19 protein-coding genes are annotated in these 17,306 nt (G+C 41.9%); 8 read left to right on the forward strand and 11 right to left on the reverse strand.

All coding sequences use genetic code 11. The features are described from left to right. The first annotated feature begins 33 nt into the window (after window positions 1–33). Window positions 34–1,215, forward strand: coding sequence for a Na/Pi symporter (locus EGN73_RS16200; RefSeq protein WP_219292212.1), 1,182 nt, complete (start codon window positions 34–36; stop codon window positions 1,213–1,215). Here the strand turns inward: EGN73_RS16200 and deoC are convergent. Next, window positions 1,212–1,874: a deoxyribose-phosphate aldolase gene (gene deoC / locus EGN73_RS16205; protein ID WP_219292216.1), complete on the reverse strand. Its 663-nt coding sequence runs from the start codon at window positions 1,872–1,874 to the stop codon at window positions 1,212–1,214. The two genes, EGN73_RS16200 and deoC, sit on opposite strands and share 4 nt — an antisense overlap. Before the next feature lie 49 nt (window positions 1,875–1,923). Beyond that, window positions 1,924–3,138, reverse strand: coding sequence for an NAD(P)-dependent oxidoreductase (locus EGN73_RS16210; RefSeq protein ID WP_219292219.1), 1,215 nt, complete (start codon window positions 3,136–3,138; stop codon window positions 1,924–1,926). A gap of 197 nt (window positions 3,139–3,335) precedes the next feature. On the opposite strand from EGN73_RS16210, the gene EGN73_RS16215 reads away from it, so the two are divergent. Further along, on the forward strand, window positions 3,336–3,929 hold the full coding sequence (locus tag EGN73_RS16215) for a methyltransferase family protein (RefSeq protein ID WP_219292223.1): 594 nt from the start codon (window positions 3,336–3,338) through the stop codon (window positions 3,927–3,929). Between the two features lie 43 nt (window positions 3,930–3,972). Here EGN73_RS16215 and EGN73_RS16220 read toward each other — a convergent pair whose 3' ends face one another. Genes EGN73_RS16220 through EGN73_RS16235 form a run of 4 tightly spaced genes read right to left on the reverse strand, consistent with a single transcriptional unit; the run spans window position 3,973 to window position 7,044 of the window. After that, window positions 3,973–4,521, reverse strand: coding sequence for an FKBP-type peptidyl-prolyl cis-trans isomerase (locus EGN73_RS16220; RefSeq protein ID WP_246611619.1), 549 nt, complete (start codon window positions 4,519–4,521; stop codon window positions 3,973–3,975). Continuing rightward, complete coding sequence (locus EGN73_RS16225; RefSeq protein WP_219292226.1) at window positions 4,518–5,075, reverse strand: FKBP-type peptidyl-prolyl cis-trans isomerase; 558 nt, start codon at window positions 5,073–5,075, stop codon at window positions 4,518–4,520. The genes EGN73_RS16220 and EGN73_RS16225 overlap by 4 nt, the downstream gene beginning before the upstream one ends. 3 nt (window positions 5,076–5,078) lie before the next feature. Then, a complete protein-coding gene (locus EGN73_RS16230; protein ID WP_219292229.1) occupies window positions 5,079–6,017 on the reverse strand; it encodes an FKBP-type peptidyl-prolyl cis-trans isomerase in 939 nt (312 codons plus the stop codon). Continuing rightward, on the reverse strand, window positions 6,004–7,044 hold the full coding sequence (locus EGN73_RS16235; RefSeq protein WP_219292232.1) for a DHH family phosphoesterase: 1,041 nt from the start codon (window positions 7,042–7,044) through the stop codon (window positions 6,004–6,006). The genes EGN73_RS16230 and EGN73_RS16235 overlap by 14 nt, the downstream gene beginning before the upstream one ends. 190 nt (window positions 7,045–7,234) lie before the next feature. On the opposite strand from EGN73_RS16235, the gene EGN73_RS16240 reads away from it, so the two are divergent. Continuing rightward, window positions 7,235–7,657: a nucleoside-diphosphate kinase gene (locus EGN73_RS16240; RefSeq protein WP_219292235.1), complete on the forward strand. Its 423-nt coding sequence runs from the start codon at window positions 7,235–7,237 to the stop codon at window positions 7,655–7,657. Window positions 7,658–7,701: 44 nt separating this feature from the next. On the opposite strand, the gene EGN73_RS16245 is transcribed toward EGN73_RS16240, so the two are convergent. Beyond that, window positions 7,702–9,375, reverse strand: coding sequence for an amidase (locus EGN73_RS16245; protein ID WP_219292243.1), 1,674 nt, complete (start codon window positions 9,373–9,375; stop codon window positions 7,702–7,704). Window positions 9,376–9,441: 66 nt separating this feature from the next. Between EGN73_RS16245 and EGN73_RS16250 the strand changes: the two genes are divergently transcribed. Continuing rightward, entirely contained in the window at window positions 9,442–9,888 is a 447-nt protein-coding gene (locus EGN73_RS16250; protein ID WP_219292247.1) for a hypothetical protein, read from the forward strand. Between the two features lie 71 nt (window positions 9,889–9,959). Beyond that, window positions 9,960–10,922 carry a sugar phosphate isomerase/epimerase family protein gene (locus EGN73_RS16255; RefSeq protein ID WP_219292250.1) on the forward strand — a complete coding sequence of 321 codons (963 nt, stop codon included), beginning with the start codon at window positions 9,960–9,962 and terminating at the stop codon, window positions 10,920–10,922. 9 nt (window positions 10,923–10,931) lie between these two features. On the opposite strand, the gene EGN73_RS16260 is transcribed toward EGN73_RS16255, so the two are convergent. From EGN73_RS16260 to EGN73_RS16270, 3 genes are all read right to left on the reverse strand, one after another. After that, window positions 10,932–11,252 (reverse strand): hypothetical protein, encoded by a 321-nt coding sequence (locus EGN73_RS16260; RefSeq protein ID WP_219292254.1) that lies wholly within the window; start codon window positions 11,250–11,252, stop codon window positions 10,932–10,934. A gap of 21 nt (window positions 11,253–11,273) precedes the next feature. Next, a complete protein-coding gene (fumC, locus tag EGN73_RS16265) occupies window positions 11,274–12,674 on the reverse strand; it encodes a class II fumarate hydratase (protein ID WP_219292259.1) in 1,401 nt (466 codons plus the stop codon). A 168-nt stretch (window positions 12,675–12,842) separates the two neighbouring features. Beyond that, entirely contained in the window at window positions 12,843–13,313 is a 471-nt protein-coding gene (locus EGN73_RS16270; RefSeq protein ID WP_219292265.1) for a hypothetical protein, read from the reverse strand. A gap of 57 nt (window positions 13,314–13,370) precedes the next feature. On the opposite strand from EGN73_RS16270, the gene EGN73_RS16275 reads away from it, so the two are divergent. Further along, window positions 13,371–13,823, forward strand: coding sequence for a DUF2867 domain-containing protein (locus EGN73_RS16275; RefSeq protein WP_219292268.1), 453 nt, complete (start codon window positions 13,371–13,373; stop codon window positions 13,821–13,823). 3 nt (window positions 13,824–13,826) lie between these two features. On the opposite strand, the gene EGN73_RS16280 is transcribed toward EGN73_RS16275, so the two are convergent. Then, window positions 13,827–14,207 (reverse strand): RidA family protein, encoded by a 381-nt coding sequence (locus EGN73_RS16280; protein WP_219292271.1) that lies wholly within the window; start codon window positions 14,205–14,207, stop codon window positions 13,827–13,829. 153 nt (window positions 14,208–14,360) lie between these two features. On the opposite strand from EGN73_RS16280, the gene kynU reads away from it, so the two are divergent. Both kynU and EGN73_RS16290 read left to right on the forward strand, forming a co-directional pair. Then, window positions 14,361–15,647 carry a kynureninase gene (gene kynU, locus EGN73_RS16285; RefSeq protein WP_219292274.1) on the forward strand — a complete coding sequence of 429 codons (1,287 nt, stop codon included), beginning with the start codon at window positions 14,361–14,363 and terminating at the stop codon, window positions 15,645–15,647. 24 nt (window positions 15,648–15,671) lie between these two features. Further along, a complete protein-coding gene (locus EGN73_RS16290; protein WP_219292277.1) occupies window positions 15,672–17,027 on the forward strand; it encodes an FAD-dependent oxidoreductase in 1,356 nt (451 codons plus the stop codon). Window positions 17,028–17,306 lie beyond the last annotated feature (279 nt).

The following is a 17,306-nucleotide window of genomic DNA, read 5'->3' on the forward strand; positions in this document are numbered from 1 at the left end:
AATTCTAAACCCCGGTTAGGGGTTTTTCTATAAATGAGCAAAATCCTGGAACCAAGCAAAACCATAAATAGGGGACTCACCTTATTTAAGATGCTCTTCGCATTCTTACTTTTTATGCTTTCCATCGATATGCTTACGGTATCTTTGGTAAGGTTCAACAGTCAGTTCGCAGAACAGCTTTTTCAGGCTACCAACAATCCCTTTGTAGGTTTATTCATAGGTTTGCTGATGACTGCGTTGATACAAAGCAGCTCTACCGTCACTGCTATGATTGTAGCAGTAGTGGCCGCGGGTACACTTAGTCTGAGTCAAGCGGTTCCATTGGTCATGGGAGCCAATATAGGCACTACCATTACCAGTACATTGGTAGCTTTTTCTTTTATAATGAAAAAAAACGAGTTCAAAAAAGCACTATCTGCTGGAGTACTCCACGATATTTTCAATATTCTGACCGTTCTGGTACTATTTCCTCTCGAGGTATATTTTGGATTCTTGAGCCAGATGGCTATTTATTTGACAGATACCCTTTTTGACTCCACTATATCGGGTGATGAAGATTATACCTACAATGTATTATTTACCAGACCCATCACCATTTGGATCGTGGAGTTGATTTCTATACCCCTTGTTTCATTGGCATTGGCAATTATATTGGTGTTTGCCTCCATCAAATTCTTATCTACCTCGGTTTTCAGGGTTTTCATGTCTCCTTCTTACAACAAAGCCAATAAGCATATTTTCCAAAAACCATCTATTGCTTTCTTCTACGGAATTTTTTTTACAGCCGCCGTCCAGTCCAGTACCGTCACCACTTCACTTATTGTACCGGCTGTAGCCAATAGAAAAGTAGCATTGGTAAAAGCATTTCCGTTTATTATTGGTGCCAATATCGGCACCTGTATCACTGCAGCTATAGCGGCCATATACAAAACCGAGGCAGCAATCAGCATTGCTATAGTACACTTTTTGTTCAACTTCTTCGGCGCTTTGATTTTCCTTCCTTTCCCGGGAATTAGAAACATCCCGGTCAAGCTATCCACTTTTTTAGGCAGAGAATCTGTAAGAACAAGATTTGTTGGATTTGCCTACATAGTTTTGACCTTTTTTATCATTCCGTTCCTTTTGATTTATTTCAATAGAGACGGTGACATCCGTCAAATGGGTGCCAATCAGAATGAAAAGCCCAAAACAGAAAAAACTAAAGACCTGCCTTAAAATTTCTCTTTTGACTCTTCTACGATTTGAACACCTGAACTGGTTCCTATACGATCAGCTCCCGCTTCAATCATCGCTACAGCCTGTGCATAACTTTTGATCCCCCCACTGGCTTTAATGCCTACATTAGAAGGCAGGTTTTCTCTCATCAGTTTGATGTGTTGGATCTGTGCCCCTTCCGGAGCAAATCCGGTTGAAGTTTTCACATAGTCCACACCTGCATCTGCGGAGATTTTACAGGCATCAATGATCTCTTCCTCACTTAGGTAGGCAGTTTCTATGATCACTTTCAGGATTTTTTCCTGCTCATGACATACAGAGGCCAATTTGGCCAGTTCAATTTTTGGCCAGTTCATACCAGCCTTATATGAAGTGATAGACCATACCACATCAATTTCATCTGCCCCGTTTTTGATAGCCTGTTCGGTTTCAAAGACTTTCGTTTCAGTCATGTTGTAACCTAAAGGAAACCCAATTACGGTCACCAATTGGATGTCATAATCCCCTATTTCACGTTTGGCCTTTTTTACCCAAAAAGGAGGTACACAAATGCCTACAAAACCATGCTCTTTTGCTTCACTTACCAATTTCTCAATATCCTCGTCTGTAGCCTGGGGCTTCAAAACTGTCTGTTCAATATATCTTTGTATGTTTTTCATGTCATTTAATAAATTAAAAATACCGACTATTAAAATTTCTCCTTCACGGTCAATCTGCGGATTTCCCCTCAACAAAATCCTTCAGATATATAAACTCAATTGTCAAGTCCCCCTCTTTGGTAATGGTTGCCCGATCGAGGATCTTTGACTCTTCATTTAACAATTCAGGAATAAAATGTTCACTCAACTGACTCCCAAATTCCTCAGAAGCATTGCGGGGCAACTCAGTAGGCAGGTTGTCAATGGCCATTACCGAAATGCTACTCTGCTTGCCAAAAGCAGGCAAAATTTCGAAAGTTTCCCTGTCCACATCATACACCGGATCGGCAATGGTGGAAGGCTTCATGGTAGTGGGAATTGATCCTTCGATATCACAGGTAATATCTGCAATCACAGAAATATTAAAATCCTCGGATGCAATATCGCTTCTGGTAAAAAGCCGTGGAGCCCTATTATCCCAATAGGCCGCTGCAATCAAAATATCCGAAACCTCTGCATACTTGAGAAAATGGCTTTCGTACTTTTGGGGTGCTGTATAAAACTCCTGTTGCTCAAAGCCTCCATCTGTTTTCCGCCTGTTGTAATCGTCATTGTCCAAAACGGCAAACACAGCCTCGTCATAATAATTGTGAATGAGGTCATGAGGACTCACCTGGCGCAAAGATATCGTCTCCAGCACTTCCAATACTCCCTTTCCCACACGTCCGGTTCCTGTCACGACGATCTTGATAGGGGGCAATTGTACCTTTGCCAATTCCTGATCCAATTCATTTCTATCAAAGCACTCATGGGCACGCTTCAGGTCAAAAAGCCCTGACTTTTTCCCATAAGTCCATAGGCCATTGTATGCGCCTACAATGCCAGCCCAGCGACCAAAAGCTACCGTTCTCTGACCTTTGTCATTTTTGAGCACTTCATAGTCCAGAAGTTTGATATTTTTATCCAAAATAGCCTGAAGAAGGGGCCTGTTGTATGCCTGTTCCTTAATGGTATGCGAAAAAAACAAATAGTTTTTGTCAGGAATAAGCTGACTGATAGGAACTTCTTTGATTCCCAGTAACCAGTCACAATGGCTTACATCGTCTACTACCGGAATTCCCAAGCTGCTATATTCATCATCGGTATAGCAACGAATAGGGCTGGACTGTACAAAAAACTCTATAGCTCCAGAATATTTTTCCTGAATATTCTTCACCTGCTGAGGTGTAAAAGCAACCCGCTTATCCGGTGGGTTTTTTCCTTCTCTGATCAGACCTATTTTCATATGCTTGTTTTTAAAATTTCAATATCAGCCAAGTCTTGCAATATTTCACCATCCCGGGGGTTTAAGAAGCATGAATTCCAAGACTGAAGATTTAAAGCTTCAAATTAGAAAAACCCTTTCAATCAAAAAACTGAAACCTAAAAATCTCTGATCATGGGAACTTCCCGGGATTTGGTTTACTTTTAAGTTTCAAAGACATGGAATATTTCATACTGGCCCTTTTATGGGGTATATTTTATTTTCTTCACAGCGCATTGGCAGCCATAAAGGTTAAAAAGGCTATTAGAGCTGCACTTGGTCATGGGTACAGGTGGTACAGATTACTTTATAATTTATTTTTCGGGATTTTCTTTCTGGGGATTCTTGTGTTCGGCGCTACGATGACTTTTACCTTGCTGGCGTCAACTGAGTGGCTTACCTACTTGGGGTACATGCTTGCCACCTTCGGAACCATCATTCTGGTCAAATCCTTCAAAAACTTTTCCGGTACCAGGTTTGTCGGTATCAGACCGCATGATGATTTGGAAGTAACCGAACCCTTAGTGACATCAGGCATTCATGGCTGGCTGAGGCATCCTATTTATTCTGGTCTGATTTTGATCTTTTTGGGCTATTTTTTGTTTGCTCCTTTTCTAAGCTCTCTGATACACTTGATTTGTCTGTTGGTATATCTTCCTTTTGGGATTTATTTCGAAGAAAAAAAGCTGGTCAGTATTTATGGGGAGGCATATATAGCTTACAAAAAGTCCGTGTCAGCTTTGATTCCATTCAAAAAAGTAAAGGCCACCTAAAAGGCAGCCTTTATACAATTTATTGTTAATGAATCGGATCAATTTAATCCATTCCCAGGAATTCTACTTCAAATATCATGATGGAATCCTCAGGAATATTGGGTTGTTCCTGATCTCTATATGCCCAAACAGATGGTATTATTAAAGTAGCCTTTGAGCCACTTCGTAAATTTCTAAAGCCTATACTGAATCCCTGAATAGCATCTCCACCGTCTACAGTAAACTGAAAGATCCTATAAAGTCTATTATCAGCCCATACATCATTGGCCAAGGCAACATCCTCTAAATTGGTGTCCACGATGGTACCGTCGAGAAGCTTCGCTACATAATTACAATACACCAAAGACAATGACTGCGGTCTAGCCCCATCACCTTCTTCATGTACAATGATCACCACTCCGTTTCTGTCATGGATGCGGGCTACACTGTCTACTTCATAGGTTCTTATAAACTCCTCTATGATGGGCCTTTCTCTTTCCAAATTAGCATCGACATCGTAGGTGGGCCCAAATGGATTGAAAGGTTGCTGGTCACAAGATGCAGCAAAGATCAATACCATCATTCCCAAAACTATTCTATTCAGTATTCTCATATATTCTCCGGATCCTCTGTCCTAATTTTTCCTATCCTCACTAACTCCATCTCATAAATTAAAGGGCTATTCCTAGGAATAGAAGGCCTTTCTTCTGTTCCATATCCAAATATGGACGGAAATATAGTGGTGGCTTTATCTCCTTCTTCCATTTTTGATATCGTAAACTCAAACCCTAAAATAACCTGACCATAGCCAAAAAGAAAGGCTAAAGGTTGATATGGACGACTGGAATCATATATATTGTTTTCCCTCGCCACAGATTCTATTGAAGTATCAAAAACAGCATTGCTGAGTAACTTCCCGGTATAATTGACAAAAATGGTATCTCCCAATTCAGGTTCAATCTCACTTTCAGACAGTTCTTGCCAAAAAATCCTCAAACCTGTAGGATCATCTTTAAACTCCTTTACGGAAGCAATCGGGTTTTCCTGAAGGTAATTTTCAATGGCTTGCATATCCCTCTCCAACTGGACGTTGTAGTTGGCATCATCGGAAATACATCCTACCAAGCCAAAAACCAAAGCTACAGCAACAATACTTAATTTTCTCATAATTTATTTTTGAACATCTGTGATTTCTACGTCAAAGATCAAAACAGAGTTAGGCTGTATGGGCCCTCCTGCATTTCTATCTCCGTATGCCAAAGGTGAAGGAATCAAAAACTTTGCTTTGGCACCTTTGCTAAGTAGGGCTAGACCCTCATCCCAACCTTGGATCACCTGACCTAGGCCAACCCTAACTTCTAGTGGGCCATAACCATCCTGACTATCTCTTCCTTCACTGTAGGTACCTTTTTCCTGAGCCAATGATTTGATACTTGTATCGAATAAAGTCCCGTCCATCAAGTATCCTGCGTAGTGGACAAAAGCCAAGTCACCTGTTTCAATTTCTTTGCCGTCACCTTCTTCTTCGATGACGTAGTACAGACCAGATTCTGTCCTGGTCGCGTTCAAATTATTTTCAGCAATATAATCTTCGATTTTTTGGGTATCTATTTCCAATTGCTTGATGGCACCTTCTGCCTGTTTTTTGGCCTGGGCTTCCTGCATGGCCTGGAAGTAAGTTTCCAGTCCCTCTTGACTCAGTACATCAATCACACCAATGCGGACTTTTACGGTTTCATCAGAAGTCAGGAAGAAAGGCACGTTGCTCTCTCCAAAAATCTTATCTGCTTTGGATTCAAACGCGATGCTATCCCCTTTTTTCAACCCCAAAAAGATCTCATCCATGCCTGTTTGCTTTGGAAGTGAATCGTTGAACTGAAGGTATCCTGGCATGTTTTGGTCATAGGTAGAAATAAAGGTGGAGTCTGTACCCGTCTTAACAATTAGATGGTACAATACATACTCCCCGTTTTTGGGTGCATCTTTACCTTCCTTAATGTAGGTATATTCTATGCCATCAGAAGTGGTCTTGGATTTTTTGCAAGACATGGTCCCAAAAGCGATAATGGCAAAAGCCAAAGAGAACAAAAGTGATTTAGTTTTTTTCATGGATGAGTTCTAATTGATTGAACAGTGTTTTTTGATTTTCTTTTATAAGTTTTTCGAATTTTTCTGTGGTTTCTTTCAGGCTTAAGGGAGACTTGCCTCCTGCGGCATTTTTATGTCCTCCTCCGTCAAAAAATTCAGATGCAAATTTATTAACTGCAATTTCTTCCGTGGACCTAAAGGAAATTTTTACTCCGTCTTCTCTTTCAGTAAATAAGGCGGCCACCTTGATTCCGTCAAGTGACAGTGCATAATTAACAAGACCTTCAGTATCTCCTGTTTTGGAGTTGTATTTTCTCAAGTCCTTTTTGCTGATGGCAAAATAGGCAGTCTGCTGATCTTCAAGGATTACCAGCCTTCTTGTAATCGCAAAACCGATAAATTTCAACCTATTAATACTGTTGGTATCGTAAATCAGTCTTGAAATGCGGCTGTTGTCAGCACCCAAGTCAATTAGCTCAGCGGTGATGAGGTGTACATTTTTGGTGGTATTTGGATGTCTGAAACCACCCGTATCAGTCATGATACCTGCATAAAGACAATCGGCTATGTCTTCGTCTATGGCCTCTTTTTCTCCCAGTTCCACTATAAGCTCATAAACCAACTCACAGGTAGCAGCTGCATCTGTACTCCAATACCTGAAATCTGCAAAATCCTTTGGATCCTGATGATGGTCTATATTTACTTTATAAGCTTTGGATTGTGCGACAGCATGTTCCATATCCTGAAGCCTGCTCAGGCATGAAAAATCCAAACAGAAAATCACTTCTGCATCAGCTATGATTTTATTGGCTTTGGTTTGCTGTTTTTTATCCTCATAATTGAGAACATCGTCATTTCCTTTCATCCAGTGAAGAAAGGAAGGATAATCCGAAGGAGTGATTACAGTGACCTCATGCCCCTTTTTAAGTAGAAAATTGGCCATACCCAAAGACGAACCCAATGCATCTGCATCAGGCTTGTGATGGGTGGTAATGACAATTTTCTTGGGGGAGGAGATTACTTCTTTAAATGACTCTATTTCTTGCATTTGATTGCTTTAATACGTCCTCTACAGAGAAACATAGTCCGCAAAGGTCAGGATAATTTTTCAAAATACCCAATTCAGATAATTAGCTAATATTGAATTAGATAACGTAATATTCACAGTCTTGATATGGAGTTTCAATGAATTAAACTAATTTTGCACCCTAAATTAAAACCAGATAAAATAAGAAACAATGGCAGGAAACAGAACATTCACCATGATCAAGCCTGATGCATTTGCCGCAGGCAATTCGGGGGCTATTTTGAAAATGATCGAAGAAGCAGGATTCAAAATAGTAGCTTTAAAAGCTACACAACTGACTTCAGAGCTGGCCGGAAAATTCTATGCTGTCCACAAGGAAAGGCCTTTTTACGCTGACCTTTGCAAATACATGTCTTCGGGACCAATCATCGCTGCTGTGTTGGAAAAAGATAATGCTGTTGAAGATTTCAGAAAACTGATCGGTGCAACTGACCCAAGCAAAGCGGAAGAGGGTACCATCAGAAAAATCTTTGCAAAGTCTATCGAAGCGAATGCCGTGCATGGATCTGATTCCGACGAAAACGCCGAAATTGAAGGCAACTTCTATTTCAGCCAATTTGAAAGGGTATTGTAAAAAACTTAAAAAGCCCCTCAAAAGTTATTTTCGAGGGGCTTTTTTTATTTATCAAACAAAGGTGGCCTATTTTTTTGCCAGTCGGTATGCTCCTGGTAAGCCCTTCCCAGCATGATCAGCTTTTCTTCTTCAAATAGATTCGCCAAAAAGGTAATGGATACCGGCGATCCATTTTCCAAAAAGCCATTAGGTAAGCACAAGGCCGGATGACCTGTCAGGTTGGTCACCTGAAGCTGATTTCCTCCATAGCTTGGCGTAACGATGACATCATACTCCGAGAACAGGGCATGGATTTCCTCAATCAAAATACTCCTAAACCTATTGGCCTGAATATACTCCACTGCCGGGATAAACCTGGAAGAGCGAAAAAGATTGGGCCAAGCTCCCCTATGCTGGGCCACCAACAGGTCATCCTGGTTGTCTCTGGTCAACTGGTCAAATGCCGCTGCTCCTTCCACGTATAAGGAAATCAACATACTTCCTACATCCACAGAAGTCTCCAGTTTGACAGGATGAAGCTGTACACCCATTTCTTTCAATTCATCCAAAACACGCTTATCCTGCTCACTTGCCCTTTCTCCCTCAAAAAACTCCTTGAAATACCCGACTTTCAAAGCGGAAAGCGGCTTGGATGCCTTATAATTGAATGCAGCAGAAATAGTGCTTTTGTCCTTAGGGTCAAATCCATGAATGATGGAGAGGATAATACCATTGTCAAGCGCTGACCTTGACATTGGTCCTATTTTATCCATACTCCAGCTCAAAGCCATGGCTCCATGCCTGCTTACCCTACCAAAGGTGGGGCGCAAGCCAGTTACCCCATTTCTGGTGGAAGGAGAAACGATACTACCCAATGTTTCGGTTCCTATGGCAAATGGGACAAGGCCGGCACCTACTGCTGAACCGGAACCGGCAGATGAACCACTACTTCCCTGATTGAGGTTCCAAGGGTTTTTGGTCACTCCACCATACCATACGTCCCCCATGGCTAAAGCTCCCAAGGTAAACTTCCCTACCAACACTGCTCCCGCTTCATCCAGCTTTTGGACGATGTGGGCAGTCTGATCTATCTCTTGGTCTTTGTAAGGCATAGCTCCCCAGGTGGTTTTGGTTCCTTTGACTGCCAGGAGATCTTTTATTCCATAAGGAATTCCATGAAGTGGGCCCCTATATTTTCCCGCAGCCAATTCCTGATCCATTTCCCGTGCTTTTTCCAAAGCCGAGTCTTCCAACAGACTGATCAGGCATTGTAAGGTATCAGAATAAGTCTTGATCCTTTGCAGATATACTTGAGTCAGTTTCTCTGAGCTAAGCTTCTTGCTTTTGATCAAAATGGCCAGCTGATACACCGGCATGAATGCGAGATCGTGGTCTTTTTCAGGAAAATCCACAGAGGCAGGAAGCCCCCAGTCCTGCTCCTCCTGATTTTGCTCGGGTACAAAGCCATGAGGCAAAGGGTTGAAATAAAGCGCAGGTGAAATGTCATTGTTTATGTATTGCTGACGCATTTTTTCGAAACTTGACCTATGCCCTTCCAGGTTACGGATCATGGAATCCCGCTCTGATGGAGAAAATTCCAAGCCGATCAAATGTTCTGCCGCAGCAATATGTGCCGGACTGACCTCATCTGCCATTTTCCCTGATATAAAACCCAAGATCAGGGCTATGGGGATAAGTGCAATAAGTATCCAAATGGTCTTGTTTTTTGGAGGCTTCATGTAGATTTGTATTTGGGTGAAAACATCAAACACCTAAAAAAGTTAATTTCTGGAACAAATACATCTATGACACAAGAGAAAAACAGTGCATTTCCCATTTTTCCCATGCCCATGAGAGGTTTGTTGCTTCTTGCTGGGATGTACACTTTTGCGATAGGGGCATTTTTCCGGTATTTCGGAGAGGACCTGCTCAAATGGCTGGCCATCGACAATACCTTTTCTTCAGTCAATAGCAGTACTGTCTTGGGATCCATCGGCATGTTGCTAGGTTTTCTCATTTTTTTGAGTGCATTTTATCCCATCAGTTGGCGGGTTCTGATACTTATCGGAATAATAGGAAAAGTAGTCGCAGCAGCTTGGTTTGTTATGGTTTTTGTTCCTGAAATTGGCTGGAACAAACGTTCTGTGTTTCACCTTGTATTTAATGAATTGATCTGGCTCATTCCCATGACCTTGATTTTCATCCGTGCCATTAAGGTCAAAAAATACTTGGACACTCAAAGTGATGATTAATCGAATTCATTATGTGAATTGTACGCAAAGAAAATCCTTGCTATCTTTAGTAAAAAGAAACCTGAATAATCATGAACAGAAGAAAATTTATCCAATCCAGCGCATTGATTGCCGCCGGGACAGGGCTTGTGCCATTTTGGGCCGAATCCAAGCAATTGTTTAAAGATGAAATCCCCTATGGAGTAGCCTTATTTACTTTGCCAAAATCACTTTCCGAAGACTTTGAAGGCACTATTAAGATGATTGCCGAAATTGGATACAAGGAACTTGAGTTTTTTGGCCCCTATTCCTACAGTACCCAGCAGGCAAAAGATGACTGGGCGCGAACAGCTGGAATGCTTGGTTTTTCGGGCTCCGGGTACTTCAGCAAATCCCCTAAAGAGTTGAAAAGTCTTTTGGACGAACATGGTCTTTCGGCTCCGTCCATTCACGTAGAATTGCCCACGCTACAGGAAAATATGGGCGCTTTGGCAGAAGCTGCACATGTGATCGGACACAAATATGTAGGCATTGCCATGATTCCTGAAAATATGCGGCAAAGTATGGATGACTACAAAAAAACCGCCGACTTATTCAATAAAATAGGACAGGAAGCCAAAAGCAATGGGCTCACGTTTTTTTACCACAATCATGGTTATGGACACAGTCCAAAAGAAGGAGTAGTTCCCTTTCAGTATATTCTTGAAAGCACAGATCCAGAGTTGGTCAAAATGCAGCTCGATGTATTTTGGTTTACGGCAGCTGGTGTTGACCCGAAGGAGATGTTGGAAAAGAATCCTGGGAGATTTCCGCTTTTGCACCTTAAGGACATGCGGGAGAAGAAAACATTTGCCGGAAGTGGCGAAAGTATGCAGGACTGGATGGGCTTATTCCCCTATTTGGCAGATGCCGGCGCGGGAGTTTTGCCTTTGGAAGAAATTATCAAGAGCGCAAAAAAATCAGGAGCCAAGCACTTTTTCCTGGAAAAAGACCTGACTCCTGACCCTCAATCAGCACTTAGTAATAGCTTTAAATTCCTTTCCAAAATAGGATAAAGGAGGTTTTTAAAGTAAAATAATCAAAAGTATAATGATGATGATCAAAGCTCCCGTGGAAATGTACAATCCGCTTCCACGGTTTTGCTTTGCTTCTTTATGAAGCTCTTTCAGCTCACTTTTGATTTCTTTTCTTTCTTCTCTGCTCATTTCAGAAAAGTCCATTTCCTTGATTTCAAGTACTCTGGCATCTATTTCTTCTAACCTCTTCACCTGAGCCTCGCTCAGTTCTGAGGACTCTTTTACAGGCTTTTCTGCCGCTATCGCCGCAGAAGTACCACCCAGCATCAAAGCTGCTGCCAGGGAGAAATTCAAAATTGATTTTTTCATAGTATAATAGATAAAATTAAATCATTTGAGGCTTCCTGTCATGTCTTCAGGCTTCACCCATTCGTCAAACTGCTCATTGGTTAACAATCCCAATGCCAAAGCTGCTTCTCTAAGGGATGTACCTTCTTTATGCGCTTTTTTTGCGATTGCAGCAGCATTTTCATAACCGATGTGAGGATTGAGGGCTGTCACCAGCATCAGGGAGTTTTCAAGATGCTTTTGGATGAAAGGAGTGTTCGGTTCTATGCCCACGGCACAGTTGTCATTGAAAGACACACAAGCATCTCCTATCAGCCTTGCAGACTGAAGAAAATTGGTAATCATCATAGGCTTGAAGACATTGAGTTCAAAGTGCCCGTTGGACCCACCAACAGAAATCGCTACGTCATTACCCATTACTTGTGCCGCTACCATTGTTATGGCTTCCACTTGGGTAGGGTTTACTTTACCCGGCATGATAGAAGAGCCTGGTTCATTTTCAGGTATCAGGATTTCACCAATACCTGACCTAGGACCTGAGGAAAGCATCCTGATGTCATTGGCGATTTTCATCAGGCTTACAGCGATTTGTTTCAAAGCCCCATGTGATTCTACTATGGCGTCATGAGCTGCCAAGGCTTCGAATTTATTAGGAGCAGTGATCATGGGCTGCCCTGAAAATTCAGCGATTTTTTTTGCTACTAACTCGGAATAACCTTTAGGAGTATTCAATCCCGTACCTACTGCTGTACCACCCAATGCAAGCTCGGATAAGTGAGTAAGCGTATTTTTAAGCGCCCTCAATCCGTGATCCAACTGAGCCACATATCCTGAAAATTCCTGCCCCAAGGTGAGAGGTGTAGCATCCATAAAGTGCGTACGGCCGATTTTGACCACATCCATAAATGCTTTAGACTTCTCCTTCAAAGTGTTTCTCAATTTTTCAACCCCAGGAATAGTAGTCTCCATCAGCATTTTGTATGCAGCAATGTGCATGGCTGTAGGAAAAGTGTCATTAGAGGATTGGGATTTATTTACATCATCGTTGGGATGGATTTTTTTCTTTTCATCTTCAAGTGAGCCTCCCAAAAGCACATGTGCGCGGTAAGCAATCACCTCATTGGAATTCATATTGGATTGGGTGCCGGAACCTGTCTGCCAGACCACCAAAGGAAATTGGTCATCGTGCTGGCCATCTAGGATTTCATCACAGACTTTGGCAATGATGTCTGCCTTGTCCTGATCCATCACGCCCAACTCCGCATTGGTGAGGGCTGCTGACTTTTTCAGAATGGCAAATGCACGGATAATTTCCACCGGCATCCTGTTTCGCTCACCACCTATTTTGAAATTGTTGATGGACCTTTGGGTCTGTGCTCCCCAATATTTGTCAGAAGGGACCTCCACAGGTCCCATGGTATCCTTTTCTATTCTAATGCTCATAAAATTATTTTGGTTAATTTTTGCCCCGCTAAAATACTAGCTACATGGCATATTCCATAGCCGTTTACATATAATCTGACCATTGGCTTCCCATATCAACTGTCAGCGGATTGAGCTTGTTCAGGTAAATTGTCGACAAAAGGCAAAAGAGATTTCATTCTGCTTTTCCTACTGCAAAAGCTCATGAAAAATCTTCTGTGAAGCCTTGGTTTTTTTCTTAAAGTAAGACCAAGCGAATAAATAATTGCCAAAGCCTATCGCCAGGCTGATGAGTGCATAAAGAGGCTTTTCTGCCATTAGTCCAAAAAAGAAAAACAATCCAACTGTCACCAAAGTCCAGAATATCAGAAAAAAGACGGACCCGGGAAAAAGGCTGTACTCGAGAAACAAAATGCTCCCATGCGGGGATTCCTCTACTTCTCCCTTGATAAGTGGAAGAAATGAATCCGCCTTTTCTATCACCAAAGACACCCTAAAGCCATCGGCATGCACCATGCCATTGAACTGAAAACCATTACTCTTCCTGGCCTCAATATCCAGAAAGTTGACATTTCTGGTTACCTGTTGGATTCGCCCAAGCAGGGCTTCTTTAGGCAAAGAAGATACGAGTATTTCACTTTGGGAAGGAAGAAAAGGCATATCGGACTAACTTCACAATCTAAATAAAGTTAACTTCAAAGGTAGCAATTATCTTACATGAAGAAATCCACAAAGCCCATTGAAGAAACTTTTGAATTCCCATTGAAGTCAGGCCCTGCTCAGGTTTGGCAAAAAATTATAAACATAGGGGGAGAAAATGGCTGGTACTATGGCACCGCTCTGTGGAAATTGAGGGGCATAGTGGATAGGCTCATGGGCGGTATAGGTTATAGGAAAGGGCGAAAACCTCCACATTTGCTTCAAGTAGGAGACGCAATTGATTTTTGGAGGCTTTGCTCATTGGACAGGGAAAAAAGATCCATGAAACTACTCGCTGAAATGAAGCTACCCGGAAAAGTGTACCTAGAGTGGACCGTAGATCAGACCACTCTTGTCCAAAAAACAACATTTTTGCCAAATGATAAGAAGGGAAAGGCCTATTGGGTTATGGTAAGGCCTCTCCATTATCTTGTATTCAAGCTGATGGGCAAATCCATAGCCAGAGGCTAAGCATTATTTCACTGCAATGCAGGAAATTTCCACATTTACATCTTTAGGTAACCGGGCCACTTCTACGGTTTCCCTTGCCGGAGGATTGCTTTTGAAATATTGGCCATAGGCTTCATTGATTGTAGCAAACTGACCCATGTCTTTGATGAAAATGCTGCATTTGACTACATCCTCAAAACCGTAGCCTGCGGCACGAAGGACAGCCTCAAGGTTTTTCATGACTGCGTGGGTTTCTTCGGTGATGTTTTCATTGATCAGCTCCCCGGTTTCCGCATCCAAGGGAATCTGACCGGACACAAAAAGGGTGTTTCCGGCTTTGACAGCCTGACTGTAAGGGCCAATTGGCGCGGGAGCTTCTTTCGAAAATATGATTTCTTTAGACATATCTGCTTTTTTTCTGCAAAATAGATAATACCGGGACATTGGACGAAACCAAAAAGGTTTTTTTCAATTAATAAAGGTGCTATGTTTGATATTTGTAGTCCGTAATTATGATAAGACTGTAAAATCAAAACCCCAAATACTACAATCAATCAAATGGAAACCATCATATACGAGTTTTCGGAGACATTTGCTCAGTCAATGGATGCCCAGGATCCGCTTGCGGGCTACAGAAAAGAGTTTTTATTTCCAAAAGTAGACGGTCAAGAAGCCATTTACTTTTGTGGCAACTCACTGGGCCTTCAGCCAAAGTCCGCTCAAGCCTACATCCAAAAAGAATTGGACAACTGGGCCAACCTGGCGGTGGATGGTCATTTTCACGGTGAGGATGCTTGGTATCATGTGCGCAAGAAATCCAAGCCCGCACTGGCCACCATAGTAGGTGCCCACGAACATGAGGTGGTAGCCATGAATAACCTCAGCTCCAACCTGCATTTTCTGATGGTGTCTTTTTATAGACCGAGTCCAAAAAAATTCAAGATAATAACAGAGGCAGGTGCATTTCCTTCTGATATGTATATGCTGGAAACCCAGGTGAAGTTTCACGGATTTGATCCAAAAGAAGCCATTGTCGAAGTTAGCCCTAGGGAAAATGAGCATATATTGAGAACCGAAGATATCCTTCAGGTCATTAAAAAACACGAAGGGGAACTGGCTTTGGTGATGATGGCAGGGCTTCAATATTATACCGGGCAGGTTTTTGACATGCAAGCCATTACAAAAGCTGCCCATCATGCCGGTGCTATAGCAGGCTTTGACTTGGCACATGCAGCGGGCAATGTACCACTTCGCCTGCATGATTGGGATGTGGACTTTGCCACTTGGTGTTCTTACAAATACCTTAACTCGGGCCCAGGAAATATTTCAGGAATTTTTGTCCACGAGAGGTATGCTGAAGACAGAGATCTGCCGAGGTTCGCAGGGTGGTGGGGCCATGATGAGGGAGAAAGGTTCAAAATGGAAAAGGGTTTTGTGCCGATGTACGGGGCTGACGGTTGGCAATTGGCCAATTCGAATGTGCTTGCACTGGCTGCCCACCAGGCCTCATTGGACATTTTTGAAAAGGCCGGAATAAATGATTTAAGGAAAAAAAGTGAACTTTTAACCGGCTATCTGGAGTTTCTCATCAGGCAAATCAGCGGAGAATCAGGAGTTTTGGAAATAATTACCCCTGAAAACCCAAAAGAAAGAGGCTGTCAGTTATCTTTGTTGATTCATAAAGGGGGAAAAGATGTCTTCGATGAATTCTACAAACATGCTGTGGTAGGAGACTGGAGGCATCCCAATGTAATAAGGCTCGCGCCAACACCTCTTTACAATAGTTTTCTGGACGTGTACAGATTTGCCAGAATACTAGAACAATCCCTTAATAAATTCGCTTAAACTAAGGGGCACAATCTCATACCTATGAAACACAATGAAATCAGTATACTTGGTTCCGGACTTATCGGATCTTTGTTGAGTATATATTTAAAGAAAAGGGGCCTAAAAGTAGATATCTACGAAAAGCGCGCTGACAACAGAAAAGGGAATTATACAGAAGAAGGAAGGTCAATCAATATGGCCCTAAGTGATAGAGGATGGAAAGCCTTAGAGGACTTGGGTCTGACAGATAAGGTAAAACCTCTTACTATTCCAATGTATGGCCGCAAAATCCATGATGAACACGGCAAGACCACTTTTATTCCTTACGGGAAAGATGGTCAGGCAATTTATTCTATTTCCAGAGGCAGATTCAATCAATTGCTGATGGAAGAGGCTGAAGCAGCCGGAGTCAACATCCATTTTGAGCATAAGATTGAAGATGTGGACCTTAGAAACAACAGCCTACTTTTAAGCAACCCACAATCTAAAAGTCTGAATATTTCCTCAGAAGTAATCATAGGATCTGACGGTGCCTATTCTGCTTTGAGAAATGCCATGCTAAAACAGGTGCGCTTTGATTATAAGCAGGAATACATCTCTCATGGATATAAGGAATTGACCATTCCTGCTACAGCGGAGGGAGAATTTGCTTTGGATCCCAACGCCCTGCATATCTGGCCAAGGGGCAGCTTTATGCTGATCGCACTGCCAAACCCCGACAAGTCTTTTACCTGCACGCTCTTCCTTCCATTTGAAGGAAAGAGAGTTTGCTTCGAAAACATCAGAGATGAAAAAGATGTGGAAGGGGTATTCAAAACCTATTTTGATGATGCTTATCAGATCATGCCTCAGCTGAAGCAGCAATATTTCAATAATCCCACATCTGCTTTGATCAATATTGAATGCTTCCCTTGGATGCAGCAAAAAGCACTGTTGATAGGTGATGCCTCTCACGCCATGGTTCCATTTTATGGACAAGGCATGAACTGTGGATTTGAGGACTGCTACATTCTGGACAAGCTGATCAATAAGTTTGGTACAAATGCTTGGGAATTGGTTTTTGCCAAATTCCAGAAAGTAAGAAAACCGGATACGGATGCCATTTGCCAACTGGCTATGGAGAATTTTGAAGAGATGAAAAATTCGGTTTCAGATCCTAAATTTCAGATCCGTAAAAAAATAGAGGCCAAACTTCATAGTCTTTATCCTCATGACTGGATCCCCCTTTACACGATGGTTACTTTCTCAGATATTCCATACTCGGAGGCTTATGCACAGGGTAAGCTTCAGGAAAGCATCATGGACAAGGTTATGTCCAACCCATTGATTACACAAAACTGGGACAAGCTGGACTATGAGGACATCATAGACCAACTAGATAAAGCTAAAGCAGTATAAAAAAAGCCTGTCTGAAATGATCAGACAGGCTTTTTTTATATATTTCTCTTAAAAGTATACACAGAATGATACCAGTAGGATAATTTATAGCTGATCATTGATTCATTGCGATATTATTTGATATTTAGGGCTTCTTGCTCAATTCTTAACTGACTGATATTCAATTAAATAATTAACAAAAACATAACACAAAAACCCCGAAATCGGCTGTTTTAAGCTTTTTTCGGGGTTTTCTTTTTTGTATTTTAAGGTTGCAGAATAAAATACATCTGAAGATAT

This window comes from Arthrospiribacter ruber, from assembly GCF_019343195.1.
GTDB classification, from domain to species: domain Bacteria; phylum Bacteroidota; class Bacteroidia; order Cytophagales; family Cyclobacteriaceae; genus Arthrospiribacter; species Arthrospiribacter ruber.